The organism is Brenneria sp. hezel4-2-4 (genome assembly GCF_013155275.1).
GTDB lineage: Bacteria > Pseudomonadota > Gammaproteobacteria > Enterobacterales > Enterobacteriaceae > Brenneria.
In genome coordinates, this window is record NZ_JABJXS010000015.1 from 19,316 (window position 1) to 43,490 (window position 24,175).

21 protein-coding genes and 3 pseudogenes are annotated in these 24,175 nt (G+C 54.8%); 8 read left to right on the plus strand and 16 right to left on the minus strand.

Annotation, left to right across the window (positions count from 1 at the left end):
* Positions 1–85: 85 nt before the first annotated feature.
* Both HOY33_RS18735 and HOY33_RS20720 read right to left on the minus strand, forming a co-directional pair.
* A pseudogene (locus HOY33_RS18735) lies at positions 86–423 on the minus strand (Tn3 family transposase); the annotation flags it as partial.
* 141 nt (positions 424–564) lie between these two features.
* Positions 565–1,105 (minus strand): annotated as a pseudogene (locus HOY33_RS20720) (transposase); the annotation flags it as partial.
* 221 nt (positions 1,106–1,326) lie between these two features.
* Between HOY33_RS20720 and HOY33_RS20525 the strand changes: the two are divergent.
* Positions 1,327–1,533, plus strand: coding sequence for a helix-turn-helix transcriptional regulator (locus HOY33_RS20525; RefSeq protein ID WP_370541775.1), 207 nt, complete (start codon positions 1,327–1,329; stop codon positions 1,531–1,533).
* Here HOY33_RS20525 and HOY33_RS20530 read toward each other — a convergent pair.
* From HOY33_RS20530 to guaB, 3 genes and pseudogenes are all read right to left on the minus strand, one after another.
* A pseudogene (locus tag HOY33_RS20530) lies at positions 1,532–1,627 on the minus strand (DUF4102 domain-containing protein); the annotation flags it as partial. The gene HOY33_RS20525 and the pseudogene HOY33_RS20530 overlap by 2 nt on opposite strands.
* A 299-nt stretch (positions 1,628–1,926) precedes the next feature.
* A complete protein-coding gene (gene guaA, locus HOY33_RS18745) occupies positions 1,927–3,504 on the minus strand; it encodes a glutamine-hydrolyzing GMP synthase (RefSeq protein ID WP_172291626.1) in 1,578 nt (525 codons plus the stop codon).
* Positions 3,505–3,603: 99 nt separating this feature from the next.
* Complete coding sequence (guaB, locus tag HOY33_RS18750; RefSeq protein ID WP_172291625.1) at positions 3,604–5,070, minus strand: IMP dehydrogenase; 1,467 nt, start codon at positions 5,068–5,070, stop codon at positions 3,604–3,606.
* A gap of 173 nt (positions 5,071–5,243) precedes the next feature.
* Here guaB and xseA point away from each other — a divergent pair, with 173 nt between their 5' ends.
* The 3 genes from xseA to HOY33_RS18765 all read left to right on the plus strand — a co-directional run bounded on the left by xseA (position 5,244) and on the right by HOY33_RS18765 (position 8,117).
* Positions 5,244–6,626: an exodeoxyribonuclease VII large subunit gene (gene xseA, locus HOY33_RS18755; protein ID WP_172291624.1), complete on the plus strand. Its 1,383-nt coding sequence runs from the start codon at positions 5,244–5,246 to the stop codon at positions 6,624–6,626.
* Positions 6,627–6,705: 79 nt separating this feature from the next.
* A complete protein-coding gene (locus tag HOY33_RS18760) occupies positions 6,706–7,749 on the plus strand; it encodes a M4 family metallopeptidase (protein WP_172291623.1) in 1,044 nt (347 codons plus the stop codon).
* On the plus strand, positions 7,746–8,117 hold the full coding sequence (locus HOY33_RS18765; RefSeq protein WP_172291622.1) for a protealysin inhibitor emfourin: 372 nt from the start codon (positions 7,746–7,748) through the stop codon (positions 8,115–8,117). The genes HOY33_RS18760 and HOY33_RS18765 overlap by 4 nt, the downstream gene beginning before the upstream one ends.
* On the opposite strand, the gene HOY33_RS18770 is transcribed toward HOY33_RS18765, so the two are convergent.
* From HOY33_RS18770 to ndk, 11 genes are all read right to left on the minus strand, one after another.
* Positions 8,086–8,316, minus strand: a complete 231-nt coding sequence (locus HOY33_RS18770; protein ID WP_172291621.1) for a zinc ribbon domain-containing protein — start codon at positions 8,314–8,316, stop codon at positions 8,086–8,088. The genes HOY33_RS18765 and HOY33_RS18770 overlap by 32 nt on opposite strands.
* 21 nt (positions 8,317–8,337) lie before the next feature.
* Complete coding sequence (locus HOY33_RS18775) at positions 8,338–9,297, minus strand: AEC family transporter (RefSeq protein ID WP_172291620.1); 960 nt, start codon at positions 9,295–9,297, stop codon at positions 8,338–8,340.
* 92 nt (positions 9,298–9,389) lie between these two features.
* On the minus strand, positions 9,390–10,883 hold the full coding sequence (der, locus tag HOY33_RS18780; protein ID WP_172291619.1) for a ribosome biogenesis GTPase Der: 1,494 nt from the start codon (positions 10,881–10,883) through the stop codon (positions 9,390–9,392).
* A gap of 146 nt (positions 10,884–11,029) precedes the next feature.
* The gene (gene bamB, locus HOY33_RS18785) at positions 11,030–12,211 is read right to left on the minus strand and encodes an outer membrane protein assembly factor BamB (RefSeq protein WP_172291618.1); all 1,182 of its coding nucleotides are present in this window, start codon (positions 12,209–12,211) and stop codon (positions 11,030–11,032) included.
* A gap of 10 nt (positions 12,212–12,221) precedes the next feature.
* Entirely contained in the window at positions 12,222–12,842 is a 621-nt protein-coding gene (locus HOY33_RS18790) for a YfgM family protein (protein WP_172291617.1), read from the minus strand.
* A 13-nt stretch (positions 12,843–12,855) separates the two neighbouring features.
* A complete protein-coding gene (gene hisS, locus HOY33_RS18795; protein WP_172291616.1) occupies positions 12,856–14,130 on the minus strand; it encodes a histidine--tRNA ligase in 1,275 nt (424 codons plus the stop codon).
* 136 nt (positions 14,131–14,266) lie between these two features.
* Positions 14,267–15,388, minus strand: a complete 1,122-nt coding sequence (gene ispG, locus HOY33_RS18800; protein WP_172291615.1) for a flavodoxin-dependent (E)-4-hydroxy-3-methylbut-2-enyl-diphosphate synthase — start codon at positions 15,386–15,388, stop codon at positions 14,267–14,269.
* A 48-nt stretch (positions 15,389–15,436) separates the two neighbouring features.
* Complete coding sequence (gene rodZ / locus HOY33_RS18805) at positions 15,437–16,441, minus strand: cytoskeleton protein RodZ (protein WP_172291614.1); 1,005 nt, start codon at positions 16,439–16,441, stop codon at positions 15,437–15,439.
* Entirely contained in the window at positions 16,431–17,189 is a 759-nt protein-coding gene (gene pilW / locus HOY33_RS18810; protein WP_172291613.1) for a type IV pilus biogenesis/stability protein PilW, read from the minus strand. The genes rodZ and pilW overlap by 11 nt, the downstream gene beginning before the upstream one ends.
* A 149-nt stretch (positions 17,190–17,338) precedes the next feature.
* On the minus strand, positions 17,339–18,535 hold the full coding sequence (locus HOY33_RS18815; RefSeq protein WP_172291612.1) for a bifunctional tRNA (adenosine(37)-C2)-methyltransferase TrmG/ribosomal RNA large subunit methyltransferase RlmN: 1,197 nt from the start codon (positions 18,533–18,535) through the stop codon (positions 17,339–17,341).
* A 131-nt stretch (positions 18,536–18,666) separates the two neighbouring features.
* Positions 18,667–19,092 (minus strand): nucleoside-diphosphate kinase, encoded by a 426-nt coding sequence (gene ndk, locus HOY33_RS18820; RefSeq protein ID WP_172291611.1) that lies wholly within the window; start codon positions 19,090–19,092, stop codon positions 18,667–18,669.
* Between the two features lie 358 nt (positions 19,093–19,450).
* Here ndk and HOY33_RS18825 point away from each other — a divergent pair, with 358 nt between their 5' ends.
* The 4 genes from HOY33_RS18825 to HOY33_RS18840 all read left to right on the plus strand — a co-directional run bounded on the left by HOY33_RS18825 (position 19,451) and on the right by HOY33_RS18840 (position 24,156).
* Positions 19,451–21,013, plus strand: a complete 1,563-nt coding sequence (locus HOY33_RS18825; RefSeq protein ID WP_172291610.1) for a PTS transporter subunit EIIC — start codon at positions 19,451–19,453, stop codon at positions 21,011–21,013.
* Between the two features lie 13 nt (positions 21,014–21,026).
* Positions 21,027–22,388 (plus strand): 6-phospho-alpha-glucosidase, encoded by a 1,362-nt coding sequence (locus HOY33_RS18830; RefSeq protein ID WP_172291609.1) that lies wholly within the window; start codon positions 21,027–21,029, stop codon positions 22,386–22,388.
* A 92-nt stretch (positions 22,389–22,480) separates the two neighbouring features.
* Positions 22,481–23,332: a 3-mercaptopyruvate sulfurtransferase gene (sseA, locus tag HOY33_RS18835; protein WP_172291608.1), complete on the plus strand. Its 852-nt coding sequence runs from the start codon at positions 22,481–22,483 to the stop codon at positions 23,330–23,332.
* Between the two features lie 35 nt (positions 23,333–23,367).
* Positions 23,368–24,156, plus strand: a complete 789-nt coding sequence (locus HOY33_RS18840; protein WP_172291607.1) for a MurR/RpiR family transcriptional regulator — start codon at positions 23,368–23,370, stop codon at positions 24,154–24,156.
* Positions 24,157–24,175 lie beyond the last annotated feature (19 nt).

The following is a 24,175-nucleotide window of genomic DNA, read 5'->3' on the forward strand; positions in this document are numbered from 1 at the left end:
TTCTTAACATTGGTGCAATTTTTAACCAAGAATTAAATTGCCACGGCTAATCGAGGTTTGAGGACGGCCGATGTAAAAAACCACACTAAGGAGATAATTCATTGTTTGTATTTAAATTCAATGATCTCAACACCTGTCATAATATCTTCCGGTAACGTGAACGAATGCCCCAGCATGTTGATATGACCATGCATCAGGGCAAAAGTCGTGTGATATGCTCTTCTTCAGGATCCAGCGACGATAATCCTCATCATCAATAGAGTTAAGAAGATACCGTTCTCTATTAACTCTTCCAGCCTCCTTTGTCGTCTGTGTCAGCCCTGACGGTTGGGTGCTTCGCAACAGCGATCGGATGAGCGCTGACGCATAAATGGTCCCCAGTTTCAGCGAACCGACACCAGGCATCATCCCATCACAGTAGCTTCTCCATCAGGAGGCGGTCATTATGCCGGAATGCTGGTTTTAACTGAAATAGGTTCAGATGTATGCTGTTACCGCCCCCGCCGCCATCCTGGTAAGTGTCAAGGTAGTTGGCACCCCCAGTTGATTGAAGCTACCTGTTTTTTCCCGCTCTGGATTCAGCATTACTGTTCCTGTCGATTGCCAGTTTCGTGTCCTTCCTGACCAGCATTCAGAACGCTACGCTTTTGCCTTTTAGTATACTTCATCCCGTTTCTTCAACAGCGCACTATCTTCGCCTCGGTGCCGTTGGCCCGGCGTCATCATACCTGATGCCGCTATGCCGATGGTTTTCGTTGTGCCGCTGCGTAAAACACTCTCCCCATTCCCGTGCCTCATCCAGCTTGCTGAACCCCGATGACGGCTACTGCTGTACATATTTCAGCGTCCTGAACAGGAATTCCACATACGCGTTATCGTTACTGACCCTTGGCCGGTTTGAGACGGTGTTATTGCCAACTCATAAAGCTTCATTTGCAACGTCTGTGACTTCACCGCCGTGCCATTATCGGCATGCAGTACCGGCGCACCGCCAGCATCCCTCCCTCAGAACCGTGCGCTGTATCAGCTCTGCCGCCGGTTCGCCACTTTCTGTTTCATGTACTTCATATCCCACGATTTTACGACTGAAGATGTCTTCTACCAGAAGGTAGCCGAAGATGAGAGATATCCAGCGCAACCACCAGAGATTAAAACAGGCACCACGGAACGGGATTCCAATAGAGCATCACCTTTCCTCGGTACTAAAGCCTACGAAGCGCTGCCACAATATTCCCGGCATTGCCCCTTCCCTTTCGCCGGACTATCCAGATCCAGCGCCAGGAGTTGCGTCAAATCGTACCGTTATCGGAAACAACGATCTACGAGATGGAACGTCGTGGAGAATTTCCACAGCGTTTCAATCTGACGCCGCGTTGTGTCGTATGGGATCTGGATGAAGTAGAAAAATGGATTGAAGCACGCAAACAAGCTGCGCTCACTGGTTCAGCAAGAACGGCAATTAAGCCCGATATTCATTTACGAAAACCCCGCCCGGACGAGCGGGGTCGCATAAAAACCGACAGTCTTGGTTAGCATTAGCCACCATGACATACATGCCGTCCCGGTCGGAAACCTTGTACAGTCTGGCTTTGGGCTTGAGATTGCGTAGTGCGGTGTCGGTGAGCATCGCGCTTTCCTCCTGTTCAATGGCGGTTTTTACCGTCAGGGGTCAGGAAGTCTGAAGATGCCCCGAAAGCCGCGTCATGTCTCGCTTTTGGAAGGAATTTTTACCGTCATGACCGAAAAAGAATCAATCATCAACGGGAGGGTCATAATCCGGGTCTCTTGTTTTACCGTCGCGTCTACCGCCAGCCTGTTCCGCTGGCCGGCGATAGTCACCGATAGTCGCCATAACCCATTTATTTATAAATCAAACTGTTATGGCGATTTTTCGCTAGTTGGCGATAGTTCCTGAAGAACTTTGGATCACTCCCACTCAATCGTCGCCGGCGGCTTGCCCGATACGTCGTAAACCACGCGGGAGATGCCATCCACTTCGTTGATGATGCGGTTGGATACGCGGCCGAGGAATTCGTAAGGCAGGTGCGCCCAGTGAGCGGTCATAAAGTCGATGGTTTCTACCGCCCGCAGGGCGACTACCCAGTCATATTTACGACCATCGCCCATGACGCCGACGGAACGAACCGGCAGGAAGACGGTAAATGCCTGGCTGACCTTGTTGTACAGGTCGGCTTTATGCAGTTCTTCAATGAAGATCGCATCGGCGCGACGCAGCAGGTCGCAGTATTCTTTTTTCACTTCGCCCAGTACGCGCACGCCAAGGCCCGGCCCCGGGAACGGATGACGGTATAGCATGTTGTACGGCAAGCCCAGTTCCAGACCAATCTTGCGCACTTCATCTTTGAACAGCTCTTTCAGCGGCTCAACCAGACCCAGTTTCATCTCTTTCGGCAGGCCGCCGACGTTATGGTGAGACTTGATGACGTGCGCCTTACCCGTTGCGGAAGCCGCGGACTCAATCACGTCAGGGTAGATGGTGCCCTGCGCCAGCCATTTCACTTCAGACTGCTTGCTGGCTTCTTCGTCAAAGACTTCAACAAACACCCGACCAATGATTTTACGTTTCGCTTCCGGTTCATCCACACCGGCCAGCGCGCTCAGGAAACGATCTTCCGCCGGTACGTGAATAATGTTCAGACCAAAGTGGTCGCCAAACATTTCCAGTACCTGATCGGCTTCGTTTAAACGCAGCAAGCCGTTATCCACAAATACGCAGGTCAGACGATTGCCGATGGCGCGGTGCAGCAGCATCGCGGTTACCGAGGAGTCTACGCCGCCGGACAGACCAAGGATCACGCGATCGTTCCCCACCTGCTGGCGCAGACGCGCTACCGCGTCGTCGATAATCTTGGCGGGCGTCCACAGAGCTTCACACTGGCAGATATCACGGACAAAGCGCTCTAACATGCGCTGCCCCTGACGGGTATGGGTCACTTCCGGGTGGAACTGCACGCCGTAAAAATGTTTTTCTTCGTTAGCCATAATGGCGAACGGACAGGTATCGGTGCTGGCGACGGTCACGAACCCGTCGGGGATCGCCGTGACTTTATCGCCGTGGCTCATCCAGACATCCAGCAGCGGCGCGCCAGCGGCGCTCAACGCATCCTGAATATCACGCACCAGCAGGCTGTCGGTTTTCACTTCCACCTGCGCATAGCCGAACTCGCGTTCGTTGGAGCCTTCAACCTGGCCCCCCAACTGCATCGCCATGGTCTGCATGCCGTAGCAAACGCCTAAAACCGGTACGCCGGCCTGGAAAACATATTCCGGCGCGCGCGGGCTGTTAAATTCAGTGGTACTTTCCGGGCCGCCGGAAAGGATAATCCCGTTAGGATTGAATTCGCGGATCTGCGCTTCAGTAACATCCCATGCCCAAAGTTCACAATAAACGCCCAATTCACGGATACGCCGTGCAACCAGTTGCGTGTACTGCGAGCCGAAATCCAGAATAAGAATGCGGTGTTGATGAATATTTTCTGTCATGAGAGGCATATTCCAAATGCGAATAATATAAAAGCTAAAAAGTAAGTAAACCCGGCGAATATTACCGGGTTTAACTGTTTAAATCAGCCGACAAATACCTTATGAACCCATACGGTAATTCGGTGATTCCTTGGTAATGGTAACGTCATGGACATGGCTTTCCTGAATGCCGGCGCCGCTGATGCGCACAAACTCAGCCTGCGTGCGCAGCGCATCTATCGTGCCGCATCCGGTCAGACCCATACAGGAACGCAGACCGCCCATTTGCTGGTGGACAATCTCTTTCAGGCGGCCTTTGTAAGCCACGCGGCCTTCAATACCTTCCGGCACCAGCTTGTCCGCGGCGTTGTCGCTTTGGAAATAACGATCGGAAGATCCTTTGGACATCGCGCCCAGCGAACCCATGCCGCGGTAAGATTTGAAGGAACGGCCCTGATACAGTTCGATTTCGCCGGGAGACTCTTCCGTTCCCGCCAGCATCGACCCCACCATCACGCAGGCGGCGCCCGCGGCAATCGCCTTGGCGATATCGCCGGAAAAACGAATACCGCCATCGGCGATAACCGGAATACCGGTGCCTTCCAGGGCCTCAACCGCATCGGAAATAGCGGTAATTTGCGGCACGCCGACGCCGGTAACGATACGGGTGGTGCAAATGGAACCCGGGCCGATACCGACTTTCACCGCGCTGACGCCCGCGTCCGCCAGCGCTTTCGCACCGGCTCCCGTCGCCACGTTGCCGCCGATGATTTGCAGATCCGGGTATTTGGCGCGGGTTTCGCGGATACGCTGCAATACGCCTTCGGAATGACCGTGCGAGGAGTCAATCAACAGCACATCAACCCCTGCCGCGACCAGCGCATCAATACGTTCTTCGTTGCCTTCGCCGGCGCCGACCGCCGCCCCGACTCGCAAGCGACCGTGCTCATCTTTACAGGCGTTGGGTTTACGCTCGGCTTTCTGGAAATCTTTTACGGTGATCATGCCGAGCAGGTGGAATTCATCGTCGATAACCAACGCTTTTTCCACACGTTTTTCATGCATTTTTTGCAGCACGACGTCACGCGCTTCCGCGTCTTTTACCGTGACCAGACGTTCTTTCGGCGTCATCACGGCGCTGACCGGTTTTTCCAGATCGGTGACAAAACGCACGTCACGGCCGGTAATAATCCCCACCAGCTCGTTGCTTTCCGTCACAACCGGATAACCCGCAAACCCGTTACGTTCGGTCAGCTCTTTTACCTGACGCAGCGTGGTGGCGGGCGTAACGGTTTGCGGATCGACAACCACACCGCTTTCATATTTTTTAACGCGGCTGACTTCTTCAGCCTGACGCTCAATGGACATATTTTTATGAATAAATCCCAGACCGCCTTCCTGAGCCAGCGCAATCGCCAGATTGGATTCCGTTACGGTATCCATCGCCGCGGATAGCATAGGGATATTCAGACGGATGGTTTTCGTCAGTTGGGTAGTCAAATCAGCCGTGTTAGGCAGGACAGTAGAGTGTGCGGGAACAAGGAGAACGTCGTCAAACGTCAGTGCTTCTTTAGCGATACGTAACATGGGCAATATCTCACCAAGGTGGATGTTAAGAACGGATAAAATATTGCCGTGGCATTATACAGAGCGTAACCGGTTGCCTCCAGCACTATTTTTAATAAAATGCTTGATTACCTGTTGCAGGCAGGTAGTATCGATCAATTAAGTCACTGTTTTAAAATTTGATCTGGCTCACAATGTCTCAATTTCCCTCCTCTGCAATTTTTACCGTCAGCCGCCTGAACCAGACGGTTCGGCAACTGCTGGAAATGGAAATGGGCCAGATATGGCTTTCCGGCGAAATCTCCAACTTTTCTCAGCCCTCATCCGGCCACTGGTACTTCACGCTGAAAGATGAACGCGCGCAGGTACGTTGCGCCATGTTCCGCAACAGTAACCGCCGCGTCACCTTTCGTCCGCAAAACGGTCAGCAGGTACTGATACGCGCGGCGATCACGCTGTACGAACCCCGCGGCGATTACCAACTGCTGGCGGAAAGTATGCAGCCGGCGGGCGACGGGCTGCTGCAACAGCAGTTTGAGCAATTAAAACAGCGCCTGGCCGAAGAGGGGCTTTTCGATCAGCAGTTTAAACAGGTATTGCCGAGTCCGGCCCGACAGGTCGGGGTGGTGACCTCCGCCAGCGGCGCGGCGCTGCATGATATTTTGCAGGTATTGCAACGGCGCGATCCTTCGCTGCCGGTGGTGGTCTACCCCACCGCCGTACAGGGCAGCGAAGCGCCGCTGCAAATTGTGCGCGCCATTGAACTGGCTAACCGGCGTAATGAATGCGACGTGCTGATCGTCGGCCGCGGCGGCGGTTCGCTGGAGGATTTATGGAGCTTTAACGATGAGCGCGTCGCCCGGGCGATTTTCGCCAGCCGCATTCCCATCGTCAGCGCGGTCGGCCATGAAACCGATGTCACCATCGCCGATTTTGTCGGCGATTTACGCGCCCCGACGCCTTCCGCCGCGGCGGAGCTGGTCAGCCGCAATCAGCTTGAACTGCTGCGCCAGATACAATCCCAGCGTCAGCGGCTGGAAATGGCGATGGATTATTATCTGGCCCAGCGCAATCGCGAGTTTACCCGCTTAAACCATCGCTTACAGCAGCAGCATCCGCAGCTTAGGCTGGCTCGCCAGCAAACCCAACTGATTAAACTGCGCCAGCGGCTGGATGAGGCTATGCAGTTACAGCTCAGGCAACTATCGCGCCGCAGTGAACGTATACAACAGCGCCTGATTCAGCAACAGCCGCAACCGAAAATTCATCGTGCGCAGCAACGCTTGCAGCAGTTACAGTATCAGATGCGGCATGCCATTGAACGTCAGCTCAATCAGCACAAACAGCGATTGGGCGTCGCCTGCTCGCATCTGGAAGGCGTCAGCCCGTTGGCGACGCTGGCGCGCGGTTATAACGTTACCACCACGCCCGATGGACGGGTGCTGAAGAACATTGCCCAAACTGCGCCGGGCGATACCTTAAAAACCCGCCTGCGGGATGGCTGGATCGAAAGCCAGGTCACTGCGCTAGTGGCGGAAAAGTCGACGGCACCAATAGTCAAAAAGCGCCGAACCTAGCGCCTGCTTCTGGGTTATACTTACGGCTGTAGCTGAACGTCTGAATTGCCGATGACCACCTTCTCAAGGAGATAGAGGTATGAAGTCCAGACCGATTCACAGCGTAATCCCTCCCTACATCTTGCATCGTATTATCGCTAATGGTTCAGAGGCCGAGCGTCACTGCGCCCAGCAGACCTTAATGCATGTTCAGTCTCTGATGGTAACCACGCATCCCAGACCGGCGCCTCACGCGCTGGCTGTCGCGGGTCAGGCGCACCGCGAGATTTATGATGCGGAAAACCAGCAGCAGTTGCCTGGCAAACAAGTGCGGGCGGAAGGACAAAGCAGCAACGGCGATATCGCCGTCGATGAAGCCTATGATTACCTGGGCGCCACCTATGATTTCTTCTGGCGGACGTTTCAGCGAAATTCGCTTGATAATCAGGGGCTGACGCTCGCCGGTACGGTACATTACGGTCAGGATTATCAAAATGCGTTCTGGAACGGACAACAGATGGTATTCGGCGACGGCGACGGCAAAATCTTCAACCGCTTTACTATCGCCATCGATATCGTGGCGCATGAACTGACGCATGGCGTGATAGAAAGCGAAGCGGACTTAATCTATTTCAGACAATCCGGCGCTCTGAACGAATCGCTGTCCGACGTTTTTGCATCCATGGTAAAACAATTTCACCGCGGGCAAACCGCGGAGCAGGCAGACTGGATGATTGGCGAGGAGTTGCTTGCCGAGGGGATCCACGGCAGCGGTCTGCGCTCTATGTCGAATCCGGGAACGGCCTATGACGACCTGCTGCTGGGAACGGATCCGCAGCCGGCGCACATGAATGACTATATCAACACCCGCGAAGACAACGGCGGCGTACACCTGAACTCCGGGATACCGAATCGGGCGTTCTATCTGGCGGCAAGCGAACTGGGCGGTTATTCCTGGGAAAAAGCCGGCAGAATCTGGTATGACACGCTGTGCGATAAATCTTTGCCGCAGAATGCCGATTTTGAGGTTTTTTCCCGCCTTACCATCCACCATGCCGCACAGCGTTTCGATCGGGCCGTCGCCGATATCATTAAACAATCCTGGGAAAAAGTAGGGGTGGTATCGACGATGGATAACGTATGAAAACCCTGCCTGAGCTTACCGATGACGCCATTGTCGAGCTGGCGCGCGAGGGAGGGATTGCCTGGCTGCCCAAACTGGCCGGGCAGCGACGTTTCGCACTGGCGACGATGCCGTCGGCGGAGCGGGAGCGTCTGTGCCGCGCGCTGCGCGACGCGCTCCCGCAAGCCAGAGAACCCGGCGAGCCGGACGGCCCCGGCCGCGGCGATCAGTTCTATTACCGCATTCACATCAGCTATAGCCACCCGCAAAAGAATCAGTATGCCGAGGCAATTTTACTGATCCCGGAGCAGTCCGCGCCTAAGGAGTTGGAAGCGCTCTGGCGCAATGGCACATCCATCACCGATCGACAGGAAGATAGTCGAAAATGACGCGCTTGCTGGAGATCAGCCCGTGCCCTTGCTGGCAAAAATAGTCCAGCGCCCCGCAGGCTTTTAACGTCTGAAGCTCGTGCCGGCATTCGGGACAATATGCCGCGCGCCGATAACGCTGCCGGCAGTGAGGACAACCGAACACATCGCCGTTTTGCCACGTCATCGCGTGGTGGCATTGTGGACAGATGGCTTCCATTTTTTCTCCTCTCTGAAATACCTAAATCACACCCAGCGAACGTAAGAAATAGAGTCCCAGCGCGATGACAAAGAACGAACCTGCGGTGGTTAAGCCAATAATATTGGCCGCCAGCGTCGCATTTCCGCCCATTGCCCTGGTCATGACATAGCTGCCCGCCGCCGTCGGCGTGGCGGAAAACAGAAAAATAACGCCGAGCGTCACCCCGCGAAAACCTACCAGCCATCCGCCCAACGTCAGTATCGCCGGCACGATCAATAGTTTAGCCGTGGAAGAGAGCAGTGCGACATTGGACGATCGGAACATACTACGCCAGTCAAGGCTGGCGCCGGCGCACAGCAAGGCTAACGGCAGAGCCAACGAAGCGATAAAACTTCCGGTCTGATGGATCACCCCGGGCATCGGCAGCCGGCTTTGTGAATAGAGCAATCCGCTCAGTAAGCCGATAATCAGCGGATTGGTGGCGATACTCATCAACAGTTCACGCTTGCTGATGCCCTGACCGTGCGATTTATTATGCAGGCTGCGCGTCAGGGTGATCACCGACAGCGCGTTAAACATAATCACCGTGACAATCAAATACAGCGATCCGACGGCTACCCCCTCTTCGCCATAGGCGCTCATGGCAAACGCCAGCCCCATAATTCCGGTATTCGATCGAAATCCGCCCTGAACAAAAACCCCACGCTCGGTCGGTTCTTTAACCAAACGAATAGCCGCCACTTCAAGCAGCAGAAAGGTGGCCAGCGTACCGATAACGCCGTAAATGACCAGCGGCAGTTGCTCAATAATCGACTGGTGGTTGGTGGCCACGCTGAAAAACAGCAAGCACGGGAGAGATAAATTGAATACCAGTCGCATGGCTGAATCGCAAAAGGCATCGTTCAGCATGCCTATTTTCCGCAACGCCATTCCCATCAGCAGCATCAACAGATTCGGCATTGTAACGTTAAATGCAAAACTCCAGGTTTCCCAAGACATAAATGCCCTTAATGATTCAGCATGATCGCCATTCAATCATGGTCGCTACTCAACAATGCGGGGCGAATATTGCTATCCGCCCCGCTTATTCATTATTTGCTCTTTTTAAGATGCTGCATCAAACGTTTACGCTTGCGTAACTGGTTTGGCGTCAATGTGTTGCGCTTATCCGCAAAGGGGTTTTCCCCCTCTTTGAACTGGATGCGGATCGGCGTTCCCATCACATCCAGCGAGCGGCGGTAGTAATTCATCAGATAACGTTTGTAGGAATCGGGCAGATCTTTGACCTGATTACCGTGGATCACCACAATCGGCGGGTTGTAGCCGCCGGCATGCGCATATTTAAGCTTCACCCGGCGCCCACGTACCAGCGGCGGCTGATGGTCGTCCGCCGCCATCTGCATAATGCGGGTCAGCATGGAGGTGCCCACCCGGCGGGTGGCGCACGTGTAGGCTTCAATCACCGACTCGAACAGATTGCCCACGCCGCTGCCATGCAACGCCGAGATGAAATGAATACGGGCAAAATCGATAAAGCCGAGGCGCAAATCCAGCGTTTCCTTGACTTGATCGCGAACGTCCGGTGATAGGCCGTCCCACTTGTTGACCACGATCACCAGTGAGCGCCCGCTATTGAGGATAAAGCCCAATAATGAAAGATCCTGATCGGAAATACCTTCACGGGCGTCAATGACCAGCATCACAACGTTGGCGTCTTCAATCGCCTTCAACGTTTTAATCACCGAGAATTTTTCAACCGTATCGGTTACTTTGCCGCGTTTACGCACCCCGGCGGTATCGATCAGCACATATTCTCGTTCATCACGCACCATCGGAATGTAAATACTGTCACGCGTGGTGCCCGGCATATCGTAAACCACCACGCGCTCTTCACCCAGAATACGGTTGGTCAGCGTGGATTTCCCCACGTTGGGGCGGCCGACGATAGCCAGCTTGATCGGCAGATCTTCCGGGTTAAAATCGTCTTCCTCCGCCTCGGCTTTTTCAGCACCCTGCTCTTGTGCAAGCTGCTCCGCCCAGTAAGCGGCGTTCTCTTCTTCTTCCGTCAGTTCAACAGAGGCGGACTCATCGCTCTGCACAAACGGCAACAGCACTTTTTCCAGCAAGGAGGTGACGCCGCGTCCGTGGGAAGCCGCTATCGGATAAATCTCCCCCATTCCCAGCGAATAGAAATCGCCGATGACGGTATCGGGGTCAATACCGTCCGTTTTATTGGCGACCAGAAAAGTTGCTTTCTGGCGGCTGCGCAAATGTTGGGCGATGCCCTGGTCGGCGGGCATAAGTCCCGCACGGGCATCCACCATAAACAACACGATGTCGGCCTCTTCAATCGCCACCAGCGACTGCCCCGCCATTCGGGTTTCCACACCGTCTTCCGTGCCATCGATGCCGCCGGTATCGACGATGATAAACTCATGGCCTTCCACTTCTGCACGGCCATACTTGCGGTCACGCGTCAACCCCGGGAAATCCGCCACCAATGCATCACGCGTACGCGTTAAGCGGTTAAATAAAGTGGATTTCCCCACGTTCGGACGTCCGACCAGCGCGACGACAGGTATCATTGTTACAACCTCATTACTTATATTTCAATACGTTACAGCGAAATTACTCGCTGACGATAAAAGACGAAACGGCCCCTGATACTGTCAGGAGCCGTTGGGGGATCGTATCTGCAACCGGCAGCGATCCAAAGGTTCTGTCTTCTTAACTAGCGGGTGAAGGCGTAAACTTCGCCGTTCTTCGCCTGAATAAGCAGCTTGTCGCTGGCGATCACCGGCTTGCTCAGGAAACCTGAACTATCCACTTTTTGCTGAACCACAAAGCGACCGTCCGACGTATTCAGCCAGTGCAGATACCCTTCGGTATCCCCTACCACCAGATAGCCGTTATACAGCACAGGCGCCGTCAGGTTACGGTGCAACAACTCGCTCTGACGCCACAGATTCACTCCGCCGTTGGTGTTCAACGCCACAACGCGGTCATCCTGATCGACCAGATAAATGCGGTCGCCATCAACGATGAAATCGTGCACCGAACCCAGTTCCCGTTTCCACAAGATCTGACCGGAACGCAGATCCAGCGCCGTCATGTTGCCGTTATAACCCAGCGCGTACACGACCTCGCCCACAACAACCGGCGTGGTATCGACATCGTTCAGGCGATCGATTTCAGTCGCCCCGCTGGGTTGTGAAATACGCTGCTGCCAGATTAACTGGCCCTGTTCGATCAGCACCGCATTGACCCGGCCGTTATCGCCGCCGACGATGGCCGCGCCAAACGCCGTGGTCGGCGCCGATTCGCCGCGCAAAGAAAGCGTCGGCATATCCAGATTAACCGTCCACTTAATCGCGCCATCCGTTTCATCCAGCGCTTGCAGCATCCCATTGCTGGTATGAACCAGCACGACGCCATCGCTGCTTACCGGACGCGAAAGCACTTCGCCCGCGACGTTGGTTTGCCATACCGGGGAGCCGTCTTCGGCGTTCAGCGCAAATACCTGCGCTCTTTCACTGCCGACATAAACATGATTACCCGCGACCGCGACGCCGCCGGATAATAACGCCGGTGTATTGCGCGAAAGGAAGCCGGTTTTTTCCGACAGATCGGCATGCCAGATTTCAGTGCCGCTGTTGAGATCGAGCGCTTTTACCGTCCCGCGGCGATCGGCGGCAAACACCCGATCGCTCTGCCAGGCCGGGTGCAGATTGGAATAGAACTCGCCGATGCCGCTCCCTACGGAACGGCTCCACACCTTCGTCGGCGTGAACTGATTTTCCACCGTCGGCAATGGAGACATGGTCACGACATCTTCCTCGCTGTTAAACAGCGAACATCCGCTCAGCAGGGCGACGGAAACCAGTCCTACCAGAAGTGTTTTACGCAGTTGCATGGAATTCCTCTTAGCTGGACAGGTTGTTCAGTTTCATACGCAGCAATGCTTGCAATGCCTGCGGTGGATTAGCGGCCAAACCTTTATTATAAGCTTCGCGCGCGGCCTGATTATCCCCTTTGCTGGCCAGGGCGTCACCACGAACTTCCGCCGCCAGAGCCACCCAGCCGTCTAACTTGACGGCATCCAGCGTTTTCAACGCTTCATCGGCTTTTTGCTCTTGCAACTGGATCCGCGCCAAACGCAGATTCACCAGAGACAGCAAATCGGCATCTTTGGTTTGGGACTGCGCGTGCGCCAGCTGTTGTTCCGCTTTGGCAAAATCATTTTGATCGACATAATGACGCGCCAACTCCAGCGAGGCCAGCACGCCGTAGTTGTTTTTATTTTCAGCGGCAAATTTCTCCGCTGACGAGATATCTTCAACTTTACCGCTCGCCAGATGGTCGCTGATTTGCTGATAAGATGTTGATGACGCCAGTACGCTGTTGCTTTGGTGATTCAGCCAAAAGCGCCAGCCAATCAGCGCGCCGACACCCAGCACAACGCCCACAACCAACGCCTTGCCGTTTTCAGCGAGGAAACGACGCAACGCATCAACCTGCTCATTCTCTGTGGTATAGACTTCCACGGTGTCTCTCTCCTTAATCCAGTAACGTTGCCAGCCGCGCGGCGACGTCGGCCTGTGCCAATGTATCCTGCTCGCCATTGGTCAGATTTTTTATCACCACCTGACCAGCCGCCACTTCGTTTTCGCCTAATACCAGCGCAATGCGCGCGCCCCATTTATCGGCGCGGGTAAATTGCTTTTTAAAATTGCCGCCGCCGTAGTTGGTCATCAGTTTCAGTTGCGGCAGCGTATCACGTAATTTCTCCGCCAACTGTATGGCCGCCAGTTGCGTTCCCTCGCCGGACGAAATCAGATAAACATCGACTCCCGGGTGGGCCTTAAACTCAGGGTTGACGGACTGCACCAGCAGAACCAACCGCTCCAGTCCCATCGCAAAGCCCACGGCAGGCGTCGCATGTCCGCCCAGTTGCTCGACCAGGCCGTCATAACGCCCGCCGGCACAGACCGTGCCCTGAGCGCCCAGACTGGTGGTTACCCACTCAAACACGGTGCGGTTGTAATAATCCAGACCGCGAACCAAACGCGGATTAACGGTATATGGGATACCGGACTGCGTTAAAAGTTCACCCAATGCCTCAAAGTGCGCCCGGGATTCATCATCAAGATAGTCGGTCAGCGCCGGCGCATCGTCCAGCAACGCCTGAATCTGGGGATTTTTAGAATCCAGCACCCGCAGCGGATTGGTATACATACGGCGCAGGCAATCTTCGTCCAACTTTTCTTTATGCTGTTCGAGGAAAGCGATCAGCGCTTCACGGTATTTCGCCCGCGCGTCCAGCGAGCCAATCGAATTCAGTTCCAGCCTAACATGCTGTGAAATACCCAGCGCCCGCCACCAGCGGGCAGTAAGCAGAATCAACTCGGCGTCGATGTCCGGCCCTTGCAGACCAAAAACTTCACACCCCAGTTGATGAAACTGGCGATAGCGGCCTTTCTGCGGGCGCTCGTGACGAAACATCGGCCCGAGATACCACAGGCGCTGCTCCTGATTGTAGAGTATACCGTGTTCGATACCGGCGCGAACGCACGAAGCGGTGTTTTCAGGGCGCAACGTCAGACTGTCGCCGTTGCGATCCTCAAAGGTGTACATCTCTTTTTCAACCACATCGGTGACTTCACCGATGGCACGTTTAAACAGCGAGGTCTGCTCAACGATAGGGGTACGGATTTCACTGTAGCCGTAGCTGCCGAGCACCTGTTTCAAGCTGTTTTCAATACGCTGCCACAATGCCGTTTCGGCCGGGAGGTAATCGTTCATGCCGCGAATGGCTTGGATATTTTTTGCCACGTCTGTTCTCTATCCGTTTTTCAAAAAATAAACCCGATTATAGGGGGATTGGTGTCGCATCTTCAATGCACAGGTTCCCCATCGGGTTCAGGAATCATACTTATGCGGATGGCGGCCCCAAGCCGCACCGGCACGGTTATTTATCGACCAGATTTACCGTAATGCGCTGGCTTTCATCCATCATCGAAGCCTTGGCACGAATTTTCGCTTCAAGCTGGTCGATCATCTGTTCGTTGTCGAAACGTTCTCGCTGGCGCACGCCGTCTTCATAGAAGCCGCTCTTATTGTGCCCGCCGGTCACGCCGATGGTGGACACCAATGCCTCGCCCGGCCCGTTGACCACACAACCGATAATCGATACATCCATGGGCGTGATGATATCTTCCAGCCGTTGCTCCAGCGCGTTGACCGTACCAATCACGTCAAACTCCTGCCGCGAACAGGTCGGACAGGCGATAAAATTGATGCCGCGAGCACGGATACGCAACGATTTCAGAATATCGAAGCCCACTTTAACTTCTTCTACCGGATCGGCGGCCAGCGAAATACGTAAGGTATCACCGATCCCTTCAGATAACAGCAGACCCAGTCCTATTGCCGATTTAACCGCCCCGCTGCGCGCCCCGCCGGCTTCGGTAATCCCCAGATGCAACGGCTGATCGATACGGGCGGCCAGCAACCGATAGGACTCCACGGCCAGAAAAACATCGGACGCTTTCACGCTGACTTTAAACCGATCGAAATTGAGGCGATCGAGAATATCAACATGGCGCATGGCGGATTCCAGCAACGCTTCCGGCGTCGGCTCGCCGTACTTCTCCTGCAAATCCTTTTCCAGCGATCCGCCGTTGACCCCGATACGAATCGGGATATTGTAATCACGCGCACAGTCGACAACGGAACGAATACGTTCTTCATTACCGATGTTGCCGGGGTTGATCCGCAGGCAGTCGACGCCGTATTCCGCCACTTTCAGCGCGATACGATAGTCAAAATGGATGTCGGCGACGAGTGGGACATTGACTTGCTGTTTGATAAGTTTGAACGCTTCGGCCGCATCCATGGTGGGAACGGAGACGCGCACAATATCGACGCCGACGCGTTCCAGTGATTTGATTTGATTAACCGTCGCTTCAACATCAGTGGTTCGGGTGTTGGTCATGGACTGCACCGCAATCGGCGCGCCGTCACCAACAGGCACCTTACCGACGTAAATCCGCTTTGATTTCCGACGGGTTATGGGTGCTGCGTTATGCATTACTTCTTCTCCAAAATTGCAACATCGCGGGCACGGGTAAAACCGGTGTTATTCCGCCGCCAACGTCAGACGCGCAACCTGACTGCTTCTCACAAACCGGCTTAAATCGACCGGCTTACCTTGAAATTGAATCTGTACCGCAGCCGGCGCGCCGATTCTCAGTTGGTAGGGCGCTTGACCGCTCAGGCTTAGAGCGCCGCCATTACGTTGCATGCCGCTGAACAGTTTTTTTCCGCTGGCGTCCGTAACCTCCAACCAGCAATCAGCATTGAAATTCATCACCAGCGCCGGGGCGGCGACAGCAGCCTGGCTATTGTCAGCGGATGCGGTGTCGGTCGCCGGCGCCGTGGCGTTCCGGCTCAACAACGCATCATCCGCCGCCGACGGCTGCGGTGAAGACATGGAGGGTTCTGGCGTCGTCGCAGACTGTGCGGCGGAAGGGGGAACGGATTCGCTGTTCTCAGGCGCGGAATTGGCATTGGCGGCATCCGTCGGCACCTCCGCCGGAACGGAAGGCGCAACCTCGGAAACATCCGGCTCCTGCGGCTCGCTGTTACCCATCAACGGCACGGACTGACCTTCACTCTGCGCCTGCATCGAACTGGCGTGGTCGACCATGGTGTTGATTTCCTGCCGCTGCGCCTGATGGTTCTGCCACCACCACGCCCCGGTCAACCCCAGGACGACAAGCACCACCAGCCAGGTGAAGGTCATTAACCAGCCATCCCGCTTTTTGCGGCTTTTGCCTAAGGAAAAACTTTGCATCGGAGCGACGTTGGATACTCTGGGCGCCACATGCTTGTCCAGCATCGGCAACAGTTCATCCTCGGGCAAGTGGACTAACTTGGCATAAGAACGGATATAGCCACGTAAAAACGTCGGCGCCAAATCGGTTGGCGTATTACCTTCTTCAATTTCACGAACGGTGGAAAGCTTAAGGCATAAACGTTCAGCGACAGTCTGCTGGGTCAATCCCAGACGCTCGCGCGCCTGACGCAGACGTTCGCCAGGAATGGTTGATTCTTTATTATCTTGAGTGGCTTCAGTATTCATTAGCTAAGAACTGCTGGTACTGTTTAGATTGTGGAAAACTTCGCGCCAGCCATTTGCCATAACGGTCAATATCGCCATCACGGCCCGCCAACGCGGCGAAACGAATCTGTAACCATAAACTTTCGGCGCTGACCGGAAGAATATGCTGATAAACATCCAGAAGCAATTGAGCCTGCTCGTGTTTTCCCGCGGAAAACTGTTTATCCGCTTCTGCCAGAAGCATGTCGCCTTTCGCGGGATCATACTTCAGCGCCCGACTTAATACGCTACGCGCATTATCATTCTGCCCTGCTTTGAAAAAGCAATATCCGGCATTTTCCAACGCATCGGCAACCTGACGGTAATCAGGGAGTTGCGCCGCGGCGCTAAACTGTCGCTGCGCCGCTACATACTGCCCTAAACCACACAGAAACGCACCGTAATTATTCATTACGCCACCGTTTTCCGGCGCCAGCCTCAATGCCGATTGATAACGCTGTTCGGCCGCCTGATTTTCACCTATCCGCTGCTCATAAAGCGCCATGCCTAATTGCGTACGATAGTCTTGCGGCGCGGCTTGCAGCGCTTTTTCAAAATTCTGGCGAGCGGCATCAAGGTTGTTGCGAGCCAGATACTCCAGCCCCAACTGCAAGCGGGTTTGCGCCAGCGCCGGGTTTACCGCTTCGCGGGGCGAATGCGCGCACCCCGCCGACAGCACGGCCGCGACGGCCAACAACCACCCTTTTCCCTGTGTTAACTGTTGCGTCATTCCTGACTCCCTTCCTTGCCGTCCCGGCCTTCACACAAAGTGTATGTTACCTTAATCCATGCCCGGTCGCAGCCATCTCTGAATAGATAGGTATGATAAGCCCCGGGAAAGTATTGATGACGCCAATGGCTAACCGGGACAATCAGGTATCAGACCGTTTTAACCATGATAGGTTCACCGGCCATTTTTTTCTTCAGCGTGCGCTTGGTTCTGTCTACGACTTCACCCGCCAGTTGTCCGCAGGCGGCATCGATATCATCGCCGCGGGTTTTGCGCACAATCGTCGTAAAGCCATATTCCATGAGAACTTTGGAAAAACGATCGACACGGCTGTTTGAGCTGCGGCCATAGGGCGCGCCGGGGAACGGGTTCCACGGGATCAGGTTAATCTTGCACGGCGTGTCTTTCAAACATTCCGCCAACTGGTGAGCGTGCTCGGTGCCGTCATTAATGTGGTCAAGCATCACGTACTCCACCGTGACGCGTCCCTGATTGGCATTGGATTTCTCCAGATAGCGCCGCACCGCGCTCAGGAAGGTTTCGATATTGTATTTCTTATTAAGCGGCATGATTTCGTTACGAATTTCATCGTTCGGCGCATGCAGGGAGATCGCCAGCGCAACGTCGATCATATCGCCCAGCTTATCCAGCGCCGGCACCACGCCTGACGTTGACAACGTCACCCGGCGTTTGGAGAGGCCGAAACCAAAATCATCCAGCATGATCTCCATCGCCGGCACCACGTTAGTCAGATTGAGCAGGGGTTCGCCCATGCCCATCATCACCACGTTGGTAATCGGACGCTGGCCGGTGACTTTGAACGCGCCGATAATTTTCGCCGCCCGCCACACCTGGCCGATGATTTCAGAAACGCGCAGGTTGCGGTTAAAACCCTGCTGCGCCGTTGAACAGAATTTGCATTCCAACGCACAGCCAACCTGAGAAGAGACGCACAGCGTCGCCCGATCTTCTTCCGGGATATACACCGTTTCCACCCGCTGGCCGCCAACCAGGATCGCCCACTTGATGGTGCCGTCCGAGGAGCGCTGCTCCTCCACCACTTCCGGCGCGCGAATCTCGGCGACCTGCTGTAATTTGGCGCGAAAAACCTTATTGATGTCCGTCATCTGCGTGAAATCATCACAGCAGTAGTGATAGATCCACTTCATCACCTGATCGGCACGGAACGGCTTCTCGCCCAATGAGGCGAAAAACTCGCGCATTTGCTGACGGTTAAGATCCAGCAGATTTATTTTTTCCGCCCCGGATTTGGCGGATTGGGGAATATTGGCGGACGCCGGCGAAAATTCGGACACGGTTTGCTCAGCTACGATTTGTTCAGACATAGGAACTCTTGGCCTCGTTATTACACGTTATGGCTCGAAGGATAATAAAGAAATGCCCTGGATAAGCCTGTGCTCATCCAGGGCGCAGCATTGTACAAAGTTTAAAGCAGGTAAGCTACTTTAGTCGACCTTCAACGCGGGCAGATTTCATCGGCGCTGAAAAAATAAGCGATTTCGCGCTGCGCGGACTCGATGGAATCCGAACCGTGTACCGCGTTCTCAGTGAAGCTGTCGGCATAATCGGCACGCAGCGTACCGGCCAGCGCGTTCGCCGGGTTGGTGGCTCCCATGATATCGCGGTTACGCTGAACGGCATTCTCGCCTTCCAGCACCTGTACCATGATCGGCCCGGAGATCATGAACTCGACCAGTGCGTCAAAAAACGGTTTGCCCTGATGTTCGGCATAAAAGCCTTCAGCCTGTTCACGAGTCAGATGCAGCATCTTGGCCGCCACAATGTTAAAACCCGCGCTTTCAAAACGCGCATAAATGGCGCCGATGGCATTCTTTGCCACGGCATTGGGTTTTACGATGGAAAAGGTACGTTCTACCGTCATATTGACCTCATTCAAAACTATCAGATAGCAGCCGGATTGAGGGAATTATAATCCCGGCCAGTGAAAGTGGCGCAGATTATAGGGTGACCCGCAGCACTTGCCTATCAGAGACGTAACATTTTTTTAAAAAAATATTATCTTATCTCCTACCTTATTATCGGTTCTCCCCCTCTGCATTTCTTCCCTCTCGGCAGAACCGCAAGGTTGTAACAAATCATCGACGATCACAGTTCTGAGCGTTACTTGTAACCTTATGCGTTATTTGTTTTTAAAACAATAAGATAACTGGAAAAACCTATTCATTCACTGCTAGCCTTGCCCCGTACCTCCCCAACAATGGCCACCAAGAGAGCAAATAATGAAAAGAGCGGTCAATGCATTGCAGAATTTCGGTAAATCACTGTATGGGCCAGTGCTGATTTTACCGATTGTCGGGCTGTTTATCGCCTTTGGTAATGTGTTTGGTAACGGCAATCTGGCCGGCTACATCCCCCTACTCAATCATCCGCTGATCCAGGATTTTGGTCAGTTGGTATCTAAATCCGCCGTGGCGATCCTGGTCAATCTGGCGCTGGTGTTTGCCGTCGGCATTCCGATTGGCCTGGCAAAGCGCGACAAAGGCTACGCCGCGCTGATCGGTCTGGTGACGTTTATCATTTTCATCAATGCGATGAATATTACGCTTCAGCTACAGGGGAAGCTGGTGCCTGCCGCCGAAATGCGCGCCGCCGGCCAAGGCATGGTGCTGGGCGTTCAGGTGCTGGAAATGGGCGTTTTCGCCGGCATTCTGATCGGCGCCTTCGCCGGATATCTGTATAACCGTTATTCCAGCAAACAGTTTGACGGCGTGATGGCTATTTACTCCGGTCACTGTTTCGTGGCGATTCTAGCGATCCCGCTGGCGATCGCCCTCGGCTTTGTGATGAGCGCCATTTGGCCTTTTGCCCAGCAGGGGATCAGCTATCTGGCGTTCGCCATTAAAGGCGCCGGGCCGTTCGGCGTGGCTATTTATGGCTTCCTGGAGCGTATCCTGATCCCGACCGGGTTACACCACCTGGTTTACACCCCGTTCCTGTACACCGAATTAGGCGGTTCGGCGGAAGTGTGCGGCAATCTGTATCAGGGCGCCCGTAACATCTATTTTGCGGAGATGGCTTGTCATAGCGTCAAACAGCTGAGTCCGACGGTCGCCTGGGATGCGCGCGGCATCAGTAAAATGTTCGGTCTGACCGCCGCGGCGCTGGCCATGTACGTGACCGCCAAACCGGAAAAACGGCTGGCGGCCAAAGCGATTCTGATCCCCGCCGCGTTTACCTCTTTCCTGCTGGGCGTGACCGAACCGCTGGAGTTCTCTTTCTTATTCGTCGCCCCGCTGCTGTTTGTGGTGCACGCCGTACTGACCGGCCTCGGCATGATGCTGTTCTATGTGCTGGGCGTCCATGCCATCGGCGCCAACGGGGTGATCGACTTCCTGCTGTATAACCTGCCGCTGGGCATTGAGAAGTCCAACTGGCCGATGTATATCGTGGTCGGATTGATCATGTCGGTTATTTACTTCTTCGTCTTCCGCTCCCTGATTCTGTATTTCGATATGCCGACGCCAGGGCGTGAATCCGATGAGGAACAGACCAAGCTGTACTCGAAAACAGAGTATCAGGCCAAAGCGCAACAGCAGGTGAAAGACGACGCCCGTCTGCTCGGCGTCACCATCATCGCCGGACTCGGCGGCAAACCCAATATCGAGGTGGTGGATAACTGCTATACCCGTCTGCGGGTGACCGTCATCGATCCCGCCATTGTTGACGAAAACCAGTTGAAAACCACCGGCGCCAAAGCGGTTATCCGTCAGGGCAACAACGTACAGGTGGTCTACGGACTGCACGTCAAAACCATTCGCGAAGCAGTTGAAAATGCGCTTTAACAGGAGACCGATCATGACCAAACCCCCATTCATTCTGACTATTGCCGGTGGCGGCAGCACCTATACGCCAGGCATCGTAAAAAGTCTGATGGTGCGCCTCGCCGATTTCCCGCTGGCGGAAATACGCCTGTACGACATTGACGGCCCGCGTCAGGACACCATTGCCCCGGTGGTTGAAAAAGTGATCCGCGACCACAGCAACGACATTGTTTTTACCGTCACCACCGATGCCGAAACGGCGTTCAGCGGCGCAAACTTTGTCTTTGCCCAGATGCGCGTCGGCCAATATAAAATGCGCGAGCAGGATGAAAAAATCCCGTTGCGCCACGGCGTCGTCGGCCAGGAAACCTGCGGCCCCGGCGGGCTGGCCTATGGCTTACGCACGATTCTGCCGATGGTCGAACTGATCGATCTGGTCGAACGCTATGCCCACCAAGACGCCTGGATCGTCAACTATTCCAACCCGGCGGCGATTGTCGCCGAGGGCATCCGCCGCCTGCGCCCACAGGCGCGGGTGCTGAATATCTGCGATATGCCGGTTGCGGCGATGCGTAATATCGCCGCGGTGCTTGGGGTTAACCGCGAAGATATCACCGTGGATTATTTCGGCCTTAACCACTTTGGCTGGTTTACCCGGGTATTGGTGGATGGCGTCGATCGTTTGCCGGAGTTGCGTAAGCATATTGCCCGGTACGGGTTACTGACCGCCGATGCCGCCGATACCGATCCGCAACATTCCGATCCCTCCTGGGTCAAGACCTGGCGCAACATCAAGCCGATCATGGATCATTTCCCCGAGTTCGTGCCCAACCCTTACCTACAGTATTATCTGATGCCCAATCAGATCGTTGAACATCAGGATCCGAACTACACCCGTGCCAATGAGGTGATGGACGGACGCGAGAAGAAACTCTTTACCGCCGCCGCCGGCTATAAAGAAACCGGGATTTTATCGGATGCGTTCCACGTTGGCGTACATGGCGCGTTTATCGTTGATGTGGCCTGTTCGCTGGCCTTTGACCTGCGTCAGCGCCATCTGGTGATTGTGGAAAACAAAGGCGCGATTGCCAATCTGCCTTACGACGCCATGGTGGAAGTGCCTGCGTATATCACCGCGCAAGGGCCGGAGCCGGTTCGCATGGGTAACGCGCCGCAGTTCCATCGCGCCTTGCTGGAGCAACAGTTAGCCTCGGAGCAGTTGCTGGTCGAGGCCACTCTGGAAGGCAACTATGAAAAAGCGCTACAGGCTTTTACGCTCAATCGCACCGTTCCCACCATGCAACACGCCAAAGCCATTCTTGACGAGATGATCGCGGCCAATCGCGAATACTGGCCTCGGTTGAAACAGGCTTACAGCAACGGCGTCGCACAATAACGACGCGCTTGTCGGGACAGGATAAATCGCTGACAATGAATCTATAATTTCACAGCGGGGCTGAATCCCTCAGCCCCAGCGTGGGGGGTTCCATGTCAGCTTCTTCTTCTGAATTATTTGTTACTGCCGCCTGGCTTGCCGGGCATCTTGACGATAGCGATATCATCCTGCTTGACGCCCGCATGTTGCCGCCGGGAGAGACGACCCGCGATATCCACGCCGAATACCGTGCCGAACATTTACCCGGCGCGGTATTTTTTGATATTGAAACCTTGTCAGACCGGCACACGCCGCTGCCGCACATGATGCCCGACGGCGACGATTTTTCTCACGCGATGGGCACGCTCGGCGTCAGCGATCGGCGGCATCTTGTCATCTATGACGAAGGCAATCTGTTCTCCGCCCCGCGCGCCTGGTGGATGCTGCATACGTTCGGCGCGGCGCGGATTTCGATTCTGGCCGGCGGATTAGCGGGCTGGAAACAGCAAAACCTGCCGCTGGAGCAGGGAAATGTTCAACGCCCCGCCCAGTCTTTTCATGCCCGGCTTAACGCCTCGGTCATTCGCCAGCGTGACGAAGTGCTGGCGATCGGCCGGGATAAATCGGCACAAATTGTCGATGCCCGCCCCGCCGCCCGTTTTAAAGGGGAAGTGGATGAACCACGTCCGGGGCTGCACCGCGGTCATATTCCGGGCAGCCTGAACGTTCCCTGGACCGAGCTGGTCGCCAATGGCGTGCTGAAGCCCAACGCTGAACTGGCGACCATCTTGCACAAGTACGGCGTGGATTTCAGCCGGCCGGTGGTCGCCAGTTGCGGTTCAGGCGTAACCGCCGCGGTGGTGGTGCTGGCGCTGACGGTGCTTAATGTCCGGAATGTCGCCTTATACGATGGCTCATGGAGCGACTGGGGAAGCCGCGATGATGTCCCTATCGCGCTGGATTGATTTCCCGGCTGCCGTGAAGGTTTCAGGAGCAACACATGGATAATCGGCTGGCATCGTTGATGCAGCACGGTCAGGACTTAACCCGCGCCGAATATCGCGTGCTGGCCTTTATCGCCGAACACGCCTCGATGGTGGGTAAAATAACGGTGCGTGAACTGGCGCAGAAAACCTACGTTTCCACCGCGACGATCATGCGTCTGTGCCGGAAAATAGGCTTTAGCGGGTACAGTGAATTTATCTACCACTGCAAACAGCTACTGACGGACAATCCTCGCTTATCGCCGGCGGCCGCGCCTTTGCCGGCCGATGGTCATATTCCCGCTGCATTTCAGCATTTTATCGACAATTATCAGCGATCTTTTTCCTATATAACCACCGAGGATATGGCCGCGTTCAGCCGAATACTGCGTCAGGAAAGTCACTTTTTCCTCTACGGCGCCGGATTTTCTCATCTGTTCGCCGAGTATCTGGCAAAAAAGCTTCAGGTGCTGGGCAAAGATGCGTTCTCGTCCGGGCTGGGAGACAGCAGGGGGATTTTTCTCAACAATGCGCCAAAATATCAGGTATTTATTGCCATATCGCGTAGCGGTGAGACGGAGCAGGTACTGGATAAAGCGCGTATCGCCAGGACGATTGGGATGCAGGTGATCGCTTTTACCCGCGCATCCTTGAATTCGCTGGGGGAACTCGCCGATTTGCATTTTAAACTGTATGACGATGCGGTTCACTATGCGGCGGAAGCGGGCGAGATCAGCTCGTTCGAATCCAATCTGGTGATGCTGATCGATCTGCTGTTATTGCAGGCCACAACGGCGGATAATTAACCGCCGTTGCGCCGCCAGA